This is a genomic window from Streptomyces sp. 549 (assembly GCF_030124175.1).
Taxonomy (GTDB): Bacteria; Actinomycetota; Actinomycetes; order Streptomycetales; family Streptomycetaceae; genus Streptomyces.
The window spans coordinates 378937-395743 of the sequence record NZ_JASKMT010000001.1 but is presented as its reverse complement, the minus strand read 5'-3'; the positions used below and the strand labels follow the sequence as shown (position 1 = coordinate 395743).

The 16807-nt window shown below is 70.4% G+C and carries 15 protein-coding genes and 2 pseudogenes; 10 read left to right on the top strand and 7 right to left on the bottom strand.

What is annotated here, in order from left to right; translation table 11 throughout:
* Position 1 precedes the first annotated feature (1 nt).
* The 5 genes from QNO07_RS01800 to QNO07_RS01780 all read left to right on the top strand — a co-directional run bounded on the left by QNO07_RS01800 (position 2) and on the right by QNO07_RS01780 (position 7281).
* A complete protein-coding gene (locus tag QNO07_RS01800) occupies positions 2-823 on the top strand; it encodes an inositol monophosphatase family protein (protein WP_283989528.1) in 822 nt (273 codons plus the stop codon).
* A gap of 26 nt (positions 824-849) precedes the next feature.
* Complete coding sequence (locus QNO07_RS01795; RefSeq protein WP_283989527.1) at positions 850-2265, top strand: phytoene desaturase family protein; 1416 nt, start codon at positions 850-852, stop codon at positions 2263-2265.
* A 329-nt stretch (positions 2266-2594) separates the two neighbouring features.
* Positions 2595-4232 carry a CAP domain-containing protein gene (locus QNO07_RS01790; RefSeq protein ID WP_283989526.1) on the top strand — a complete coding sequence of 546 codons (1638 nt, stop codon included), beginning with the start codon at positions 2595-2597 and terminating at the stop codon, positions 4230-4232.
* Positions 4233-5221: 989 nt separating this feature from the next.
* Positions 5222-5920, top strand: a complete 699-nt coding sequence (locus QNO07_RS01785; protein WP_283989525.1) for a response regulator transcription factor — start codon at positions 5222-5224, stop codon at positions 5918-5920.
* Positions 5917-7281 (top strand): ATP-binding protein, encoded by a 1365-nt coding sequence (locus tag QNO07_RS01780; protein ID WP_283989524.1) that lies wholly within the window; start codon positions 5917-5919, stop codon positions 7279-7281. Before QNO07_RS01785 ends, QNO07_RS01780 begins: the two co-directional genes overlap by 4 nt.
* A 59-nt stretch (positions 7282-7340) precedes the next feature.
* Here the strand turns inward: QNO07_RS01780 and QNO07_RS01775 are convergent, their stop codons facing one another.
* Both QNO07_RS01775 and QNO07_RS01770 read right to left on the bottom strand, forming a co-directional pair.
* Entirely contained in the window at positions 7341-7607 is a 267-nt protein-coding gene (locus tag QNO07_RS01775) for a hypothetical protein (RefSeq protein ID WP_349636798.1), read from the bottom strand.
* Complete coding sequence (locus QNO07_RS01770) at positions 7604-7873, bottom strand: hypothetical protein (protein ID WP_283989523.1); 270 nt, start codon at positions 7871-7873, stop codon at positions 7604-7606. Before QNO07_RS01770 ends, QNO07_RS01775 begins: the two co-directional genes overlap by 4 nt.
* A gap of 207 nt (positions 7874-8080) precedes the next feature.
* On the opposite strand from QNO07_RS01770, the pseudogene QNO07_RS01765 reads away from it, so the two are divergent.
* Positions 8081-8326, top strand: a pseudogene (locus QNO07_RS01765) (helix-turn-helix domain-containing protein); the annotation flags it as partial.
* A gap of 4 nt (positions 8327-8330) precedes the next feature.
* Here QNO07_RS01765 and QNO07_RS01755 read toward each other — a convergent pair.
* A pseudogene (locus QNO07_RS01755) lies at positions 8331-9118 on the bottom strand (winged helix-turn-helix domain-containing protein); the annotation flags it as partial.
* A 285-nt stretch (positions 9119-9403) separates the two neighbouring features.
* Here QNO07_RS01755 and QNO07_RS01750 point away from each other — a divergent pair.
* The 3 genes from QNO07_RS01750 (at position 9404) to QNO07_RS01740 (ending at position 12747) form a co-directional block, all read left to right on the top strand.
* The gene (locus QNO07_RS01750) at positions 9404-9748 is read left to right on the top strand and encodes a hypothetical protein (protein ID WP_283989522.1); all 345 of its coding nucleotides are present in this window, start codon (positions 9404-9406) and stop codon (positions 9746-9748) included.
* A 189-nt stretch (positions 9749-9937) separates the two neighbouring features.
* Complete coding sequence (locus QNO07_RS01745; RefSeq protein WP_283989521.1) at positions 9938-10543, top strand: ABC transporter ATP-binding protein; 606 nt, start codon at positions 9938-9940, stop codon at positions 10541-10543.
* Positions 10540-12747, top strand: a complete 2208-nt coding sequence (locus QNO07_RS01740; RefSeq protein ID WP_283989520.1) for an ABC transporter permease — start codon at positions 10540-10542, stop codon at positions 12745-12747. The genes QNO07_RS01745 and QNO07_RS01740 overlap by 4 nt, the downstream gene beginning before the upstream one ends.
* 36 nt (positions 12748-12783) lie before the next feature.
* On the opposite strand, the gene QNO07_RS01735 is transcribed toward QNO07_RS01740, so the two are convergent.
* The 3 genes from QNO07_RS01735 to QNO07_RS01720 all read right to left on the bottom strand — a co-directional run bounded on the left by QNO07_RS01735 (position 12784) and on the right by QNO07_RS01720 (position 14033).
* Complete coding sequence (locus QNO07_RS01735; RefSeq protein WP_283989519.1) at positions 12784-13059, bottom strand: hypothetical protein; 276 nt, start codon at positions 13057-13059, stop codon at positions 12784-12786.
* Between the two features lie 131 nt (positions 13060-13190).
* Positions 13191-13802 (bottom strand): Clp protease N-terminal domain-containing protein, encoded by a 612-nt coding sequence (locus tag QNO07_RS27645; RefSeq protein WP_502961747.1) that lies wholly within the window; start codon positions 13800-13802, stop codon positions 13191-13193.
* Between the two features lie 6 nt (positions 13803-13808).
* On the bottom strand, positions 13809-14033 hold the full coding sequence (locus tag QNO07_RS01720) for a hypothetical protein (protein ID WP_283989518.1): 225 nt from the start codon (positions 14031-14033) through the stop codon (positions 13809-13811).
* Between the two features lie 148 nt (positions 14034-14181).
* Between QNO07_RS01720 and QNO07_RS01715 the strand changes: the two genes are divergently transcribed.
* Positions 14182-15342 (top strand): glycerate kinase, encoded by a 1161-nt coding sequence (locus tag QNO07_RS01715; RefSeq protein ID WP_283989517.1) that lies wholly within the window; start codon positions 14182-14184, stop codon positions 15340-15342.
* 130 nt (positions 15343-15472) lie between these two features.
* Here the strand turns inward: QNO07_RS01715 and QNO07_RS01710 are convergent, their stop codons facing one another.
* Entirely contained in the window at positions 15473-16678 is a 1206-nt protein-coding gene (locus QNO07_RS01710) for a PucR family transcriptional regulator (protein WP_283989516.1), read from the bottom strand.
* Between the last annotated feature and the right edge of the window lie 129 nt (positions 16679-16807).

Here is a 16807-nt window from a genome sequence, read left to right as displayed (position 1 = left end):
TATGATCGATGACGAGCTTTCCGCCCACGTTGCAGACGCCCTCCGCAAGGCCGCAGCCGAGGAGGTCATGCCCCGCTGGCGGCAGCTCGCCGACCACGAGATCGACCAGAAGACGGGGCCGCACGACCTGGTCACGGTGGCCGACCGGCGCGCCGAGGAGCACCTCACCGCCGCGCTCACCGCCCTGCTGCCCGGTTCGGTGGTGGTCGGCGAGGAAGCCGTGCACGCCGACCCCGCCAGCTACGAGGCGCTGCACGGCGACGCCCCGGTGTGGATCGTCGATCCCGTCGACGGCACCCGACAGTTCGTCCGCGGCGACGACGGCTTCTGCACCCTGGTGGCGCTGGCCCGGCACGGTGAACTGCTCGCCTCATGGACCTTCGCCCCGGCCCGCGACCAGATGGCCACCGCCCGCCCCGGGCGCGGCGCGCTGCTCAACGGCGAACCCATCACGGCGGGCTCGCCCGAACCGGGCGGCACCCTGCACGTGCTCAGCTCCCACCCCGACTTCACCACCGAGCAGGAGAAGCGCACCCTGGTCGCCCTGCGCTCCGGCGAGGTGATCTCCCGCCCCTGCGGATCGGCGGGGCTGGGCTACCTCGCCGTCGCCATGGGCGAGGCCGACGCCACCGTCTTCTCCTGGGAGAAGGCCTGGGACCACGCAGCCGGCCTGCTGCTCGTCACCGAGGCCGGCGGTACCCACGCCACCGTCGCCGGGGAGCCGTTCCGGGTCACCGGCGGCAACGCCCTTCCCTTCACCGCCGCCCGGGACGAGACGACCGCGCGGCGTATCCTCTCCTTGCTGGCAGGCGCTGCCGGCTGATCCTCACCGCCGAGGAGTGTGCACAGGTGCCGACGACGCGTGACGCGGTCGTGGTGGGAGCCGGACCGAACGGGCTGACCGCGGCCGTGGAACTGGCCCGCCGCGGGTTCTCCGTCGAGGTCTTCGAAGCGCTCGGCACCGTGGGCGGCGGCGCCCGCACCGAGGAACTGACCCTGCCCGGGTTCCGACACGACCCCTGCTCGGCCGTGCACCCCATGGGCGTCGGCTCGCCCGCCTTCGGCGCGCTGCCGCTGGAACGCCACGGCCTGACCTGGCTGCACCCCGAGCTGCCGCTCGCCCACCCCTTCCCGGACGGCACCGCGGTGACCCTGGCCCGGTCGGTGGGGGAGACCGCGATGTCACTCGGCCCGCGCGACGCCGGCACCTACCGGCGCCTGATGGCGCCCTTCGTCGGGCGCTGGTCCACGCTGGCCGCCGACTTCCTCAAGGTGCCCTGGGACGGCCTGCCCAAGGACCCGCTGACCCTGGCCCGCTTCGGCGCCCTCGGCCTGCAACCCGTCAGCCTGCTCAGCCGTCGGTTCCGCGACGAACGCGCCCGCGGTCTGCTGGCCGGCCTCGCCGCGCACGTCATCTCGCCGCTGCGCACCAACTCCACCGCGGCCATCGCCCTGGTGTTCGCGCTCGCCGCCCACGAACGCGGCTGGCCGGTCGCCCGCGGCGGCTCCCAGGCCGTCTCCGACGCGCTCGCGGACCTGCTGCGCGCGAACGGCGGTGTCATCCACACCGGCGTCACCGTCCGGCGGCTCGACGAACTGCCGCCCGCCCGTGCCTACCTCTTCGACACCTCACCCACCGCGCTGGCCCGCATCGCGGGCCTCGGCAGCGCCTACCGCGGCTTCCGCTACGGCGCCGCCGCCTTCAAGGTCGACTACGCACTGGACGGCCCCGTCCCGTGGACCGCGCAGCAGGCCCGACGGGCGGGAACCGTCCACCTCGGCGCGACCACCGCCGACATCGACACGGCGCTGCGTGCCGCCGTCTCCGGGCACGCCCCGGAGAAGCCCTTCCTGATCACCTCGCAGCCGACGGTCGTCGACCCCGGTCGTGCCCCGGAGGGCAAGCACACCTTCTGGGTGTACGGACACGTGCCCAACGGCTGGGAGGGCGACCTGACCGACGCCGTCGAGCGGCAGATCGACCGGTTCGCCCCCGGCTTCCGCGACCTGGTGCTCGGTCGCGCCGTCGTCGGACCACCGCAACTCGCCGCCCGCAACGCCAACTACGTCGGCGGCGACATCGCCTGCGGTGCCTACAGCGGACTCCAGACCCTGCTGCGCCCCCACCTCGCCCGCGTCCCCTACGCCACCCGCCACCCGGCCGTCTTCCTGTGCTCCTCGGCCAGTTGGCCCGGCCCCGGCGTGCACGGCATGTCAGGCCACAACGCGGCCAAGGCGGTGTGGCGCCGCCTGCGCGCGCGGTGACGGCAACCTGCCTTCCTTGATCCGCGTCGTCCGCGAGATCGCCGGCGGCCACGTCGGCACGACACCCCAGGAACAGGGCCCCCGCGGCTCACGGGACAACTCCCGTGAGCCGCGGGGGCCCTGTGCGTGCGCCTGCCGAACTGCCGATCGCCCTGGCCCGATCCCCGCCCGGTCGACCAGCATCCTGATCCCTGGAAGTAGGGCTTCTTAGCGCAGCCTTAGGGCTTCCTAAGGGATCGCACGGGAAGGCACTCAGGGCTCTGAGCAGGGCTTACGTTGGCTGTCACCTCCCAACCCACCTCTGATCCCCACGGAATGGAGCCACAACTGTGACGGCCAAGAAGCAAAGAGGTCGACGGGCGCGCAGGCGATCGGCCGCTTTCAAGGCGGGTGCCTTCATAGCGACGGCCTGTGCGGTTGCCGGTACGGCGGTCGTCGTCCAGCCCGAAGCGGACGCGACCCCCGCACCCCGGGCCGAGGCGGCTCCCGCGCCGCTGCAACTGGACGGCGTGAAGGCCGGCAAGCTCGCCACACGGCTTGAGAACACCCTCGGCGAGGACGGGGCCGGCTCCTACTACGAGGTCAAGACGAAGAAGCTCGTCGTCAACGTGACGAACAGCGCGGACAAGCGCCGGGTCCTCAAGGCCGGCGCGGTCGCGAGGGTGGTGAAGCGCAGCACCGAGGACCTCACCGAGGTCACCTCCTCGCTGAACCGCACCACGCGCATCCCGGGTACCTCCTGGACAGTGGACCCCCGCAGCAACCAGGTCCTCGTCACCGCGGACGGGACCGTGACCGGCAAGAAGTGGCGCGCGCTCTCCAAGACGGTGGAGGCTCTGGGAGCCGGAGCCCGCCTCGAGAAGGTCGACGGCGAGTTCAAGCCGTTCGTCGCCGGTGGGGAGGCGATCACGACTGGGGGCTCGCGCTGCTCAGCCGGCTTCAACGCGGTGAAGGGCGACGAGTCCTTCCTCATCACCGCGGGACACTGCACCCGGGTGGGCGCCAACTGGAGCGGCGGTTCTCCCCGGCAGCCGATCGGACCGGCCGTGGCGAGCAGCTTCCCCGGAGACGACTACGCGGTCATCCGGTACGACAACGCCTCAGCGCCGCGCCCCTCCGAGGTCAACCTCCACAACGGCACCAGCCGGGCCATCAACAACGCGGGCGAGGCCTTCGTCGGCCAGAGGGTGCAGCGCAGCGGCAGCACCACAGGAACACACGGCGGCACGGTCACCAGCCTCAACGCCACCGTGAACTACCCGGAGGGCCGGGTCCACGGACTGATACGTACCAATGTCTGCGCCCAGCCCGGGGACAGCGGAGGCGCCCTGTTCTCCGGCAACACCGCTCTGGGTCTCACCTCCGGCGGAAGCGGGGACTGCCGGAGCGGCGGTGTCACCTTCTTCCAGCCGGTCACCGAAGTGATGCAGCGTTTCGGGCTGAGCGTCGGCGACAGCCGGCCGCCGAAGCCGGACGCGGAAGCGACCCCGCCCCGCCAGACGGCCCCTGCCACCCCGCCCACCCCCAGCGCACCGCCCACTCCCAGTGAGCCGCCGGCCTCCAGCACGCCTCCGGAGCAGAGCGGTTCCGTGGCGGCGCAGGTGCTGCGTCTGGCCAACAGCGAGCGGGCCAAGGCAGGTTGCGAGCCGTTGAAGTCGGAAGCCAGGCTGACGAGCGCGGCCCAGAAGCACACCGACCTCATGGCCCGCAGCGGAGTCCTCTCGCACACGGGCAGCGACGGCTCGACCCTCTCCTCCCGCGTCAAGGCCGCCGGCTACCCCTTCTCCGCGGTCGGCGAGAACATAGCCCGGGGCCAGCGGACCCCGGAGCAGGTGATGGACGGCTGGATGCGCAGCCCGGGGCACCGCGCGAACATCCTGAACTGCAACTTCCGTGACATCGGCATCGGTGTGTCGACCCAGGCCAACGGCCCGTGGTGGACGCAGAACTTCGGCCGGACCCGCTGACGTCCGCACAACGTGGGCAACGTGACACGCGGGCCCGTCCGCCGACAGCAGGCGGAAGCAGCGGCGAGGAGTAGTGGCAGTCAGCAGTAGTACCGGCCTGTGCACGTCTTAGTGACGTGTCGCCGCCCCGGTGGGGCAGCTCCCAAGAGGGCTGCCCCACCGGGTTCTTGATGTGTCCGAACTTATGCGGATCCCGGCGCCCGGGCGGATATCCGCTGGTATGCGGACGTCCGGGCTACAGTGCGGTCACTGCGATATATGTGAGGCGGTATAGCGGGAGTTCGTAGAGGAGCGCCCGTCAAGGCGCATAAGCGCGGCGGTGTGACGGCGTGTTCACCCGCGCACCTGCCGTATCGTCACCCTGTTTCCCGGCATGCTGGCGGTTATCTCTGATCTCGAACCGGTCTTGGCAAAAGTGACCGTGAGATCCTGCGGACCGGGCCGGCTCACGGTGACGACAAAACCGTCTGTGGGCACCGCGGACAATAGGCAGACGTTGCCCTCGCCGAATCGGATCGACGCTCTTCCCCCTGCCGTCTGGAACGTGCGTACGCCGGCTGCCCCCTCTCCGCAGTCAGCGCTCCGTCGAGGGCTCGGCGTCACGGGCTTGCTCGATGAGGGGGCCGGTGAGACCGTTGTCTCCGGGGCCACCGGAGTGGGCGCGGGCGTGGGCGTTTCCCGGGTCGGCGACGGTGTGGGGGTCGGTTTCGGCTTCACCGGGCTGCGTGAACCCTCAGTCGCGGAGAGTGTGGGAAGTCTCTCCGGAGTGTCACGGGCAATGGGTGGCATCGGCCGTGTCGAGCCGTCGACAAACCGAATTGTGACGTTCACGGCCGTCACGCTGAGAGTGGTGCAAACCAACCACAGTGCCACTCTGCGCAGATGTCGGGTGGCCACCCAGAACTGCACCGCCTCGGGCCGACTTTACGTATGATGGTGAAGTGCAACAACAAGACACTACACCGGCGACCAGGGTGACGTGACGAAGCATGGCAACTGTGCTTCTTGTCGAGGACGACCCCGCGATTCGCGCCAGACTCATTGAGGTACTGACCGGGAACGGGTATGCCGTACGCAGCTCGGGTCATGGATTCGAGGCCTTGCGGGAGGTCACCCAGCGGCCCCCCGACATCGTCGTGCTCGATCTCGGACTGCCCGATATCGACGGCACGGACGTACTGCGAATGCTGCGCGGAATATCCCAGATACCCGTCCTGGTCGCCACCGCACGCGACGACGAGGCCGAGATCATCCGCCTTCTCAACGCCGGCGCGGACGACTACCTGGTCAAGCCCTTCTCCGGTGGGCAACTGGCGGCACGGCTGGGGGCAGTCCTGCGGCGTTCCCAGGTCGCGGCGTCACCGTCCGCCGCGCCCGGGAGACCGCAGGAGGTCCGTGTGGGGGGACTCGTGGTGGACCCGGAGGCGCGCTCCGCGATCCTCGACGGACGGGAACTGCAGTTGACCCGACGCGAGTTCGACCTCCTGGCCTATCTCGCCGAGCGGGCCGGCCGGGTCGTCTCCCGCCGCCGCATCCTCGCCGACGTGTGGCGGGAGTCCTACGTGGAGGACCAGACGATCGACGTGCACGTGTCCTCGCTGCGCCGCAAACTCGGTGAACGGGCCGCGCAGCCACGCTACCTGCACACGGTACGCGGTGTCGGCATGAAGCTCGTGGCGCCCAGATGAGGCGGGCGCTGGCCGGGGTCGCGCTGGCGGTCACGTCCATGGTGGCTCTGTCCTTCCTGATCCCGCTGGCTCTCCTGGTCCAGTCGGAAGCGCGCTCGCGGGCCATCACCGTGGCCGAGCAGCGGGCCGCTGCCCTGGCGCCCGTACTGGCCCTGACCACGAACCCCGACGACGTCCAGCAAGCCGTGGCCGGGATCGACGCTGCTGCGCATCTCGGGGTGCATCTGCCCGACGGGCGCTTGATCGGAGTGGCACACGCCCGCGACAGGGACTGGAAGCGCGCGGCTCGGCAACGTCGGACCTTCTCCGTGGACACGGCCTCCGGGTGGGTGTTCGTGCAGCCGGTCATCCTCGCCAAGGACCAGGTGGCCGTCGTCGAGTCGTATGTCCCCCGGGCGGACCTGAGACGCGGTGTGACCCAGGCCTGGATCCTGATGTCGGTTCTGGCACTGGTCCTGGTGGCCGGATCAGTTGTCGTCGCCGACCGGCTGGGCACCCGCGTGGTCCGCGCGACAAAGGACCTCTCGCTCGCCGCACACGCGCTCGGAACCGGCGATCTGCAGTTCCGGGTGGAGCCGGGTGGCCCGCCGGAACTGTCCGAAGCGGGCGCGGCGTTCAACTCCATGGCCGACCGCATCGTGGACCTGCTCGTCAAGGAACGCGAGCTGGTCGCTGACCTCTCCCACCGCCTCAGAACCCCGCTCACGGCGTTGCACCTCGAATCCGAGCGCATATCCACCGTCCTGCGACGGCAGGAGGCAGACCGTCTCCAGACCGCCGTCACCCAGTTGGAGAGCGAGCTCAGCTCCATCATCGCGGCCACGCGGTCGCCGCTGTCGGTCGCCTCGGAGCAAGCCGCCTCGGCGGGCGGCGGGTGCGAAGCGGCAGCCGTCGTCGCGGCGAGAGGCGAGTTCTGGTCGGTTCTCGCCTCCCAGCAGGGCCGCAGGTGCACCATCACCACCACCCAGGAGCCCACCCCCGTGCTGCTGCCGGAGGACGACCTCGCCGCGGTCGTCGACGCCCTGGTGGGCAACGTCTTCCGCCACACCCCGCAGGGCACGGCGTTCGCCGTCGAGGTGCGCCGGACAGCTCACACGGTCGTCCTGAGCGTCGACGACGCCGGTCCGGGGATCAGCGACCCGGACCGCGCGCTGACACGGGGGGAGAGCGTCGACGGGTCCACGGGTCTCGGGCTCGACATCGCCCACCGGGCCGCCGGAACCGGTCAGGGCAGCATCCAGGTGCTCGCCCGGGGCCCCATGGGCGGCGCGAGCATCCAACTGGAGTTCGCACTGCCGCCCCCCGCGCCTTCCCAGCGGCGAAGAAAGCGCCGCGAGCGCCGCCGGCGCTTCTTCGCCTGAAGGGACCCGCACGGTGGAGTCCGCCGCCGCGCGGACCGCGCCGCGCTGGGTCCGATCCTTCACAGGGTGCGGCGGCTGCGGGCGTTGAGTTCGGCGAGCAGGGCACTCAGCAGCTCGGACTGGCCCATGGGACGCAGGTGGCACGCTTCGGCGTCCCATTCCCGGCCATCGGCGAGCGGACGCAGCCGGACGCGGCGTCCTTCGCGTCCCGTGACCCGTCCCACCCGGTCGGTGGCGATGTCGCGCACGGCGTCGCCCAGGGCGGTCACGTCCCCGACGCGGGCCGTGCGCTCGGGGCCGGACCGGGCGGCGTCGCGGGCGGTCACCGGACGGCCCCAAGCCTGATCACGTCGGCGAGTGCGTGGGCCACGGGAGCCGAGCACACGCCGAGTTGCACGAGCGCATACCGCGGTTCGCCCTCCCGCACGTCCACCCAGGGAGTGCGGATGTCCATGGCGGGAAGCTCGATGCCGGCATGGGAGAGGGCGCGGGCAAGCGCGTCGCGGGCGTCCAGGGCCTCCTGGACCTTGGGGGAGGGAGGGGGGACGGTGTCGGGGGTTGTCGGGCGCGGGTCTCGTGGCGTGATGTCCATGGGGGTGGTCTTCCTTCGGGGTGAGCTTGTGCTGTTCTCCTGAACCGGCTGCGCAGGGTGGATTACCGTGCGTAGCGCCGGTGTGACGAGAATGCGCCCGGCTGGGAACGACCGGCGTTGTGGGCGGGCTGTACTGCCGGTGGGTGTGGGGCCGGTTCCACACGTTCCACATCGACCGCCGACGCCAGAGGTACGAGGGGGAGCGGCATGCCGCAGCGACGCGTCATCACCGGCCGGAGTCAGGAACCACGCCAGCGGTTCGCGCCGGAGCTGCGCAGGCTGCGGCTCACGCGGGGGAGGACCCTGCGGCAGCTCGGCGAACGGCTGGGCTGGGACTGGTCGTTGTTCGGGAAGCTGGAGAAGGGCGAGACGCTGGGCAGCCCGGAGGTCGCCCAGGCACTCGACACCCACTACGAGACGCCGGGTCTGCTGCTGGCCCTGTGGGAACTGGCGGCCGGATGAGCACGATCGGGCCGCCGAGCTGCTGGTGGGCGGCGATCAGCAGGTCGCGGTAGCCGCGCCAGGAGAAGCTCTTGCGTCCCGTCACGTCGGCTCGTCGTCCCCGCGGGGCCGGTAGATCAGCCGGGATCGGTGGCCGGGTCTGTAGCAGGTCAGCGCGGCAATGGATACGCGTCTGCGGGAACGGCCCCGGACCTGCACCACCGGGGTCCGGCCGCGCTGTGACCAGGTCTTCGCCTGCGGCGGCGTCATGGAGAAGCCGGCTTCGTCCTCGAAGACCAGCCGGGATCCACGGGCCGCCGCGAGTCTTCCGCGCAGGGCCACACCTCCTTGACCCACCCGGCCACCGCGTCGTCCCGCTCCATCGCCCGTCGGGCCGGGACCTGGCAGGACCAGCCGTTGCGTACCAGCAGTTTCCGCACTCCCCGGATGGTGTAGGTCAGGTGGAAACGCCGGCCGATCACCGTCTTGATCCGCACGAGCGTCCATCGCTGGTCCTCCCAGCCGTGCGCGGCCGGCCCCCTGGCCAGCTCTGCCTCCAGTTGGGCGAACTGCTTCTCGCTCAGCCTCGGCAGCGATGCCGGGGCCCTGTGACCGCAGAGCCCGTAGACCGCCCTCGTCCCACATCCGCCGCCATCGCTGCACGGAACGGACGCTGACCCGCGGGCCCTTGGCGATCACCGAGCTCGCCTCGCCCTGGGCGAACCTCTCGGCCGCCTTCAGCCGTAACTCCTCGCGGAACTGATGCCGTTCGGCGGTCAGCCCGCCCCCTTGTGGATACCGCATGCCCCAGTGATGCCGCACGGGCGACGAGCTGTCAGCCCCTACGACTCCACGAGTTCAACCTCAGTAGTCAGCCTCTTCCGCCCTGCTGGGAACCTCACAGATCCAGTAGGCGGATTTCGGCCGACATCGCAAAGACAGTTGATCGATAGCGTGTAAATGTGTTGATCATGAGCACGACGCAGGGAGCGTCTGCGACGGTCCTGTGGCGTGCACCTAGTGGGTGCCGTGCTGGCCACGTCGCGCTCACATCGGCCCCGTTTCAGGGGTGGAGGGGACCTCGTAAGCATGAGTGCCAAGAAGAGAATGGCTGCACTGGCTATCACTGCGGTTGCCCTACTGGGTTCCTCGCCGGCGTTCGCAGGGGACATGATCGCAAGCAGGACGGGCGTGTCGGCCTGGAGTAAGGGCACCAACGGGCAGGTCGCGGTGAAGGACACGAAGGCTGACAGCAGGGCGGCCTACGCTAACTACCACCGGCGCTACAACGACAACCACGAACTGCGCAATCACAGTGGCAGCGGCACCACTGTGTACAGCGGCATTGACACCAAGAACTACGTGCGCGCGCTGCAGGCATGTGTAGCCATCAACTTTCAGCCGGACGACTGCACGACCTGGAAGTACCGCTAAGTGTGATGTGACATCCTGCCGCGAGTGAGTTCTCGGGGGCGGTGCACATGCACCGCCCCCGGGCGCGTCTATGAGTGGATGACGTAGAGGGAGAATTGGGTGGCAGCGGGGAGCGGCCCGGTGAGTGAGTCGGTGCTACGCATCGAAGGCTTGCGGCACAGCGTCGGGGGTAGGGAGCTGTTCGCGGCTGTGGATCTGGACGTGCAGGCCGGCCAGTCGGTTGCCATCACGGGGCCGAGTGGCTCGGGGAAGAGCACGCTGCTTTCCTGCGTGCTCGGCCTGGTGCGCCCGGAAGCTGGGAGCGTCAAAGTCGCCGGTGCGGAGATCGCTGAGCTGTCGGGACATCAGCTGGCCGAGCACCGCAGTGCGAACATCGGCATGGTGTTTCAGTTCGGAGAGCTGCTTCCTGAGCTCTCTCCGGTCGACAACGTTGCCTTGGCCGCACTGCTCGCCGGCGTCGACAAGGAGCAAGCATATGAACAGGCATCTGGGCTTCTGCAGCAGTTGGGCGTACCCGGAGCGGAGTCGTGCCAGCACCTGTCCGGAGGTGAACGGCAGCGAACAGCGGTGGCGCGGGCGTTGATCAACGAGCCGGCACTGCTGCTGGCCGACGAGCCGACGGGAGCCTTGGACGCCGGGACCCGCACGAAGGTCGCCGACGTGCTGTTCTCTACCCCGCTGCGGTACGGGTGTGGCCTCCTGCTGGTCACCCACGATGCCGCCGTCGCCGCCCGAGCGGATCATGTACTTGCGTTGCGTGACGGCGTGCTCTGCACGGAAGCGGTGACGCCGTGAGTCAGCACGGATTGGGCAGCCGTCTCCTGCGTATCGGGAGCCTGGCCGGACAGCGCGCGGAGGCAGGACGAATCCGTTTCATCGCGCTGGTCTTGGCTGCGGCTCTTCTGGCGCTGGCGTTCATCTCCATGGTGGCGGTCTACGCCACCTACCAAGGTCAGGCACAGCGTGGGTTGGAGCGCACACCAGTACTGCACGAGGACGCGCCCGAGCTGCCTGCGCAGGTTCTGTGGGACGTGACCAACGATTCGGTGGGGGGCAGCATGCCCTTCCCCGTCATCTACCTATCGCCATTGACCGACGACGCACCTTTACCTCCCGGGCTTGCGAAGTGGCCGGCAGCAGGCGAAACCGCGCTGTCCCCCGCGCTACGGGAGCAAGGAGGCGACGAGGGGATCGACACCCGGTACGGGCAGGCAACACAGGACATCACGGCGCAGGGCCTGCAGTCACCGGACGAACTCCTGGCCTACGTACGGCCGCAGCTGGACCTGCCTGCCGATGAGGCCAAGGCGATTGTCGGGTACGGCCCCGACACGGGACCGGTCTACTACCAGGTAGGTCAGACGGAATACGCCAAGCCTCAATGGAACTTCCAGGTACTTCCGACACTGCTGCTGCTGTTGCCGGCAGGGGTACTACTGGTGGTCGCCGCGCGGACCGGGTCGCATGCACGTGACCGGCGCACCACACTGATCGAGACACTCGGCGGAAAGCGCAGGCACCGGGCACTGATCGTGGTGGGAGAAGCAGGTCTGGCCGTCCTGTGCGGCGCGGCAGCCGCCTCAGCGGTGGCCGCGCTGTTCTGGACGATGAACCTGCGTCTCCCATGGACCGGGCACATCTTGATGGCTGCAGATATGCGTGCCTGGTGGTGGGCCACGCTGCTGGCGGTCGCCCTCGCTGCGGTCACGGTCCTGGCCGTAGCCGTGTGCACCGACCAAATGGGCCGTGCACGCCAAGCGAGCAACCGCCCCATGGGCACGCGTAAGCCGCCGACCCGCTGGGCCATCTTGTGCCCGGTGCTCCTGCTGGTTGCCGTCCGAGGCCCGGACTTCTTCGATCCGGGCACTACCCCCTACGTCATGACCAACTGGCTCGGAGCGGCAGGCGCCTTGGCTACCTTGCCCGCAGCCATCGCGGTTACCACGGCCCATGCTGGTCGGCTCATCACTCGGGCAGGGCGCCACACCGGCAGCCCCGGCCTCATCATCGCCGGACGCCGGGCAACTGCTCACCCGGGCCCTGTAGCACGTATGACAGCAGGTGTGGCAGTTGCTCTCGGACTACTTCTTCAGGTGGTCGCCTGGCAAGGCCAATTCGGCGAAGCAGCACAGCAGGCGCGAAGCACAATCGAACGCATCGGCCAAAGCGCGCTGGTCGTCAGGCCAGGCCCCGGGAGCACGACTGAACAACTACGGGCCTTCGAAGCAGCCGTGTCGCGCGAGGCCCTACCAGTAGCCTTCCACGCGCCGCCGGAGCGGAACACACTGATCATCGAGGGCGCCTGCCCGTCCCTGAAAGCCCTTTCCCTGAGCTGTCCCGCCTCCCCTTCCAATCTCAATGGTCCGCCGGCGGATCCCAGGCTGCGGGAACTTCTGGGCTGGTACGCCGGACCGGAGGGGAACGTGAGTGTACAGGTGGGAGATCCGGCCGGCCCTTCAGCCGCTGACGGCGCCTTCACTAGCACTGTCCTCGTCTCACACGGAGGACGAGACCTACCGGCTGGTGAAATCAAACAACTTGCTTACCGCACGTTTCCCATGGGAGCAGAGGTGGCGACTGCCGGAGGGGAGTGGCTCGCAGGTAGCCAAGTGAACGAGAACCAGGGGCGCTGGCTTACCTTCTTCGGCTTCCTGGGCATAACGATCCTCGCGCTTGCAGCGGGAACCACAGGCATGGCTGAGTCTCTGCGCAATGGACTTGCCCTCGCACCACTGACCGCACTGTCGGGCAACCGACGCGTCTACTGGACGACCTCCGCGGTCAGCATTCTCCTCCCCCTCACTCTCGCCGGTGCTCTCGGATGCCTGGTCGGCGTCTGGCTGGCCTTCCCCAAAACGGCAGGTGGGGCGTCCTACATCTCAGGCACCTTCCTAGTTGTGTGCATGGCGTCCGTAGCCGCCATCGCCACTCTCGCGTGGGTCTGGGCCTCGAAGGTCTCCCTACGCCAAGCCACTGCATGGCGGCCCCGCGGCGAATGAGCCCTGAGTGCTGCCGCCTTTGAGCTCGTAACACGATCATGTGCGGGTCTTCTTGAGGTTTCTGCAGCAGACAAGGCTGCAGGCCAGGGAGATGAAGGCGTCGTGGAGTTCGGTGCGGCGTTCCCTTCGTGTGGCGAGGCGCTTGAAGTGGCGGAGGAGGGCGAAGGTCTGCTCGACGACGTAGCGGAGCTTGCCCGTCGCTTCGATGTTCGGGCAGCCCTTGCGCGAGATGACAGCAACAGGTCCTGCGTCATGGGACTGGTCGAGGGCTACGAGGAACTTCTCGATTAGCAGGACGGTCGTATCGCGCACCAGAGGCCGGGGGAAATTCGGTCCGGTGACGCCGAGGTCCCGTCCGCCGGGACGTTGCCCGGTCGCTCGGTCCGTTAGCCCCTGCCCGTACAGGCATGCCGTGCCGGGGTCCGGAGCCGAGGGGTCGGTGCTCAGGCGGCCTTGCGGAGGTCGGCCAGGACGGCGGCCCGGGTCTCGCGGGGGTCGACGCCCAAGCGGCTGAAGAGGCCGGTGGTGATGGGGTCGTCGCTGCGCAGCAGGGCCAGGAGCAGGTGCTCGGAGCCGATGCGGCGGTCGTTGCGGGCGATGGCTTCGCGCAGTGACAGTTCCAGGGCCTTCTTGGCCCGCCCGGTGAAGGGGACGTGCCCGCCGGTCCGCTCGGCGCGGGAGCGGCGCAGGCCGAACAGTCTGGGACGTGAGTCCTTCCCGCCGGGGTCCCGGGGCGCGTCGAGCGCGCCCGGGCCGAACCGGCGGTCGGTGCGTCGGCGCACCTCGTCCAGGTCGATGCCGAAGGCACGCAGTGCCTCGGTGTCCCCGGCCTCGAAGCCGTCGCCGCCACCCGCGACCAGCGCGGTGACGGCCGCCCTGCAGGACTCCGCCGTCACGCCGTGGCGGACGAGGGCGGCGGTCCCGGGGGCCTGCGGTTCGGCGAGCAGGGCGAGCAGCAGGTGCTCGGTACCTACCCAGGAGTGCCGGATGTCGCGGGACACCTCCTGGGCCCCGATCACCGTGTTCCGTGCCTCTTTGCTGAAACGCTCGAACATCGCCGGTTACCTCCTTGAGTGCTTCTTGTGCACGGCCTGCCTGCTGACACCGAGGGCGGCCCCGATGTCCTCCCAGGACCATCCCTGGCTCCTGGCGCTGTCGACCTGCAGTGCTTCCAGTCGTTCGACCAGCCGCCGCAGCGCCGCGACGGCCCGCAACCCCACCGAGGGATCGCGGTCCATCGCGGCCTCGGCTGCGGCGACGGCTCCCTGTGCTTCCGATCCGGCCATGCGTCAACCATGGTTGACGTGAGTCGCCGTGTCAACCCCAGTTGACGCGCTCGTTCCGGCCGGTGGACGGGCCGTGGTCGTCGGCGGTGGAGGCGGATAGGGTCGACATGGCGCGACAGCACGTATCGACGAGTGAGGAACGACCTGTATGACGTCTACAGCGCGCGTGCTGATCGCCGCGGACAAGTTCAAGGGATCGCTCACGGCCGTGCAGGTGGCCGAGCACGTCACCACCGGTCTGCGCCGTGTCCTGCCCGACCTGGACGTGGTCCCGCTGCCCGTCGCCGACGGCGGTGACGGCACGGTCGCCGCGGCGGTCGCCGCCGGGTTCGAGCGCCGGGAGGCGCAGGTCACCGGCCCGCTGGGCACGCCCGTCACGGCGGCGTTCGCCCTGCGGGACGGGACGGCAGTGGTGGAGATGGCGGAGGCCTCCGGCCTGCAACTGCTGCCCGCCGGCACGTTCGCCCCGCTGACCGCCACCACCCGCGGCACCGGCGAACTTCTCCTGGCGGCTGCCGCTCTGGGTGCCCGCACGCTGGTGCTCGGAGTCGGCGGCTCCGCCACGACGGACGGCGGCGCGGGCATGCTGGCCGCGCTCGGCGCCCGCCTGCTGGACGCCGACGGCCGCGAGATCGGACCGGGCGGGGGCGGGCTGCGCGACCTGGCGGAGGCCGATCTCTCCGGTCTTGACCCGCGCCTGGCGGGCCTGGAGATCGTGCTCGCCAGCGATGTCGACAACCCGCTGACCGGCCCGAAGGGCGCCGCCGCGGTCTACGGGCCGCAGAAGGGCGCCACCGCGCAGGACGTGTCGACACTGGACGACGCGCTCGGCCACTTCGCCCGGGTGCTGGAACGCGCGGTCGGCCCCCGGGCCGCCGAGTGCGCCCAGGCGCCCGGCGCGGGCGCTGCGGGCGGTATCGGGTACGGGGCGCTGGTCGGGCTGGACGCCGCCTTCCGACCCGGTATCGAGGTGATGCTCGACGTGCTGGGCTTCGCCCCCGAGCTGGAGCGGGCCGACCTGGTCATCACCGGTGAGGGATCACTCGACGCGCAGACCCTGTACGGCAAGGCCCCGGCCGGGGTCGCCGCAGCCGCCCGCAAGGCAGGCAAGCCGGTCGTCGCGGTCTGCGGGCGACTCGCCATCGACGAGGCGTCGGTGCAGGCGGCGGGCATCAACGCCGTCTATCCGCTGACGGACCTCGAACCCGACCCGGCAGTCTGCATCGCGCAGGCCGGCCCGCTGCTGGAACGCGCCGCCGAACGCCTCGCCCGCGAACAGCTCCCAGCTGCCGGCGGCCCGGCGGCCTGACCAGCCTCGTCGCAGACCCGCCCGCCCGGCTTCCCGTGGCGGGCCACCGACCCCCCGTGTGGCCGGTGGCCCGCCACCGAACCGCACTGCCCCTCAGCCCGCTCCCGCCCTCCCTCGCTCCCGCCGCCTCTCACATCCCCGCCTCCGCGAGGCGGAAGGCGTCGAGGGCGAGGGTCATCTCGGTCAGGTCGCGGGGGTGGGACAGCGAGCGTGAGGTCAGCTGCTCCAGGCGGCGCAGCCGGTTGAAGACGGTGTTGCGGTGGCAGAACAGCCGGGTCGCGGCCCGCCCGGCGGACGCGCGGCTCTCCAGCCAGGCGTCCAGGGTCTCCAGCAGCAGCGCGCGGTCGGACGCCTCCAGCTCGAGCAGCGGCCCGAACACGTCGGCGACCAGCAACCCGGCCAGTTCCGGCTGGCTCACCACCAGCGCGGTAGGCAGCCGCTCGACGAGAGGGAGGCTGCGTTCGGTGTCGGGGCCGCAGGTCCGCAGCGCGACCTCCGCCAGGCGCCGGGCGCGGCCCAGCTCGTCCAGGCCGCCCACCACGGGGGAGATGCCGCCGGGCCCGGGGCAGCGTTCGGCCAGCACGGCGGCCAGTTCGTCCAGCCCGGCGGACTCGCCGAGCGCCACCACGGCGACCTCGTAGTCGGTGCGCATGCGCCAGGTGAACGCCATGCCGTCCGCCGCAGGGATGCGGTGGAACGGTGCCTGGCCCACGTGCCGTTCGGCGCGCAGCGCGACCACCGCGTACCGGCCCTGCTCCGGTAGGTCCAGGGCCGCCGACGCCCGCTGGACCAGGCCTGGCGCGGTCTGCCCGGCCAGGAGCGCGTCCAGCAGCGCCTGCACCCGCTCGTCGGTGCGGCGCAGCATCTCCTGCTCGGTGGCGCGGTAGGCGTCGGCCGCGGTGGCCGCCTGCCGGTCGACCGTCGCCCACATCGCGGTCGCCGCCCGGGTCACCGCGGACAGTGACTCCGGCCCCTGGCCCGTCGCGGTGTCCAGCAGCGCGTCCCAGGTCACGTAGCCGGCGTGCCGGTAGGCGTGCACCAGTAGGTCCAGCGGCAGGCCCTGCTCGGCCCGACGGCGGCCGGTGCGCTCGGCCAGTTCCAGGTCGTGCCGCGGGGCGTTGACCGGGTCGGCGAGCACGGCGATGCCCAGCCGCATCGCGTTGCTCACCGACTCCCACTGCTCGTCGGGCGCGATCACCTGGCAGTACATCGACGAGTGCTCGTTGAGGTCGGTCACCAGCTGGTCGGTGAGCTTGGGCACCTGCTCCAGCAGCGTGCGGGCCGCCCGGGCCACGAGCCGGCGCTCCTTCTGGGTACGGGGCTTGCGGACGCTCACGAACCACCTCCCGTTGACGCGGGCCGTCAGCATGCCAGCCTTTCCCGCCCGTGCCTGAGGACTTCCCGGGGGTCTGTGCCCGTGCACAACGGGTCGGCGTCGCCGCTGGTCACGGGTAGCGATTCGGCC

Excerpts from the sequence above, each read along its gene's own strand:
- QNO07_RS01800 (WP_283989528.1), top strand. The coding sequence starts at position 2 with ATGATCGATGACGAGCTTTCCGCCCACGTTGCAGACGCCCTCCGCAAG.
- QNO07_RS01785 (WP_283989525.1), top strand. The coding sequence starts at position 5,222 with ATGGCAACTGTGCTTCTTGTCGAGGACGACCCCGCGATTCGCGCCAGA.
- QNO07_RS01780 (WP_283989524.1), top strand. The coding sequence starts at position 5,917 with ATGAGGCGGGCGCTGGCCGGGGTCGCGCTGGCGGTCACGTCCATGGTG.
- QNO07_RS01770 (WP_283989523.1), bottom strand. The coding sequence starts at position 7,873 with ATGGACATCACGCCACGAGACCCGCGCCCGACAACCCCCGACACCGTC.
- QNO07_RS01750 (WP_283989522.1), top strand. The coding sequence starts at position 9,404 with ATGAGTGCCAAGAAGAGAATGGCTGCACTGGCTATCACTGCGGTTGCC.
- QNO07_RS27645 (WP_502961747.1), bottom strand. The coding sequence starts at position 13,802 with ATGTTCGAGCGTTTCAGCAAAGAGGCACGGAACACGGTGATCGGGGCC.
- QNO07_RS01720 (WP_283989518.1), bottom strand. The coding sequence starts at position 14,033 with ATGGCCGGATCGGAAGCACAGGGAGCCGTCGCCGCAGCCGAGGCCGCG.
- QNO07_RS01715 (WP_283989517.1), top strand. The coding sequence starts at position 14,182 with ATGACGTCTACAGCGCGCGTGCTGATCGCCGCGGACAAGTTCAAGGGA.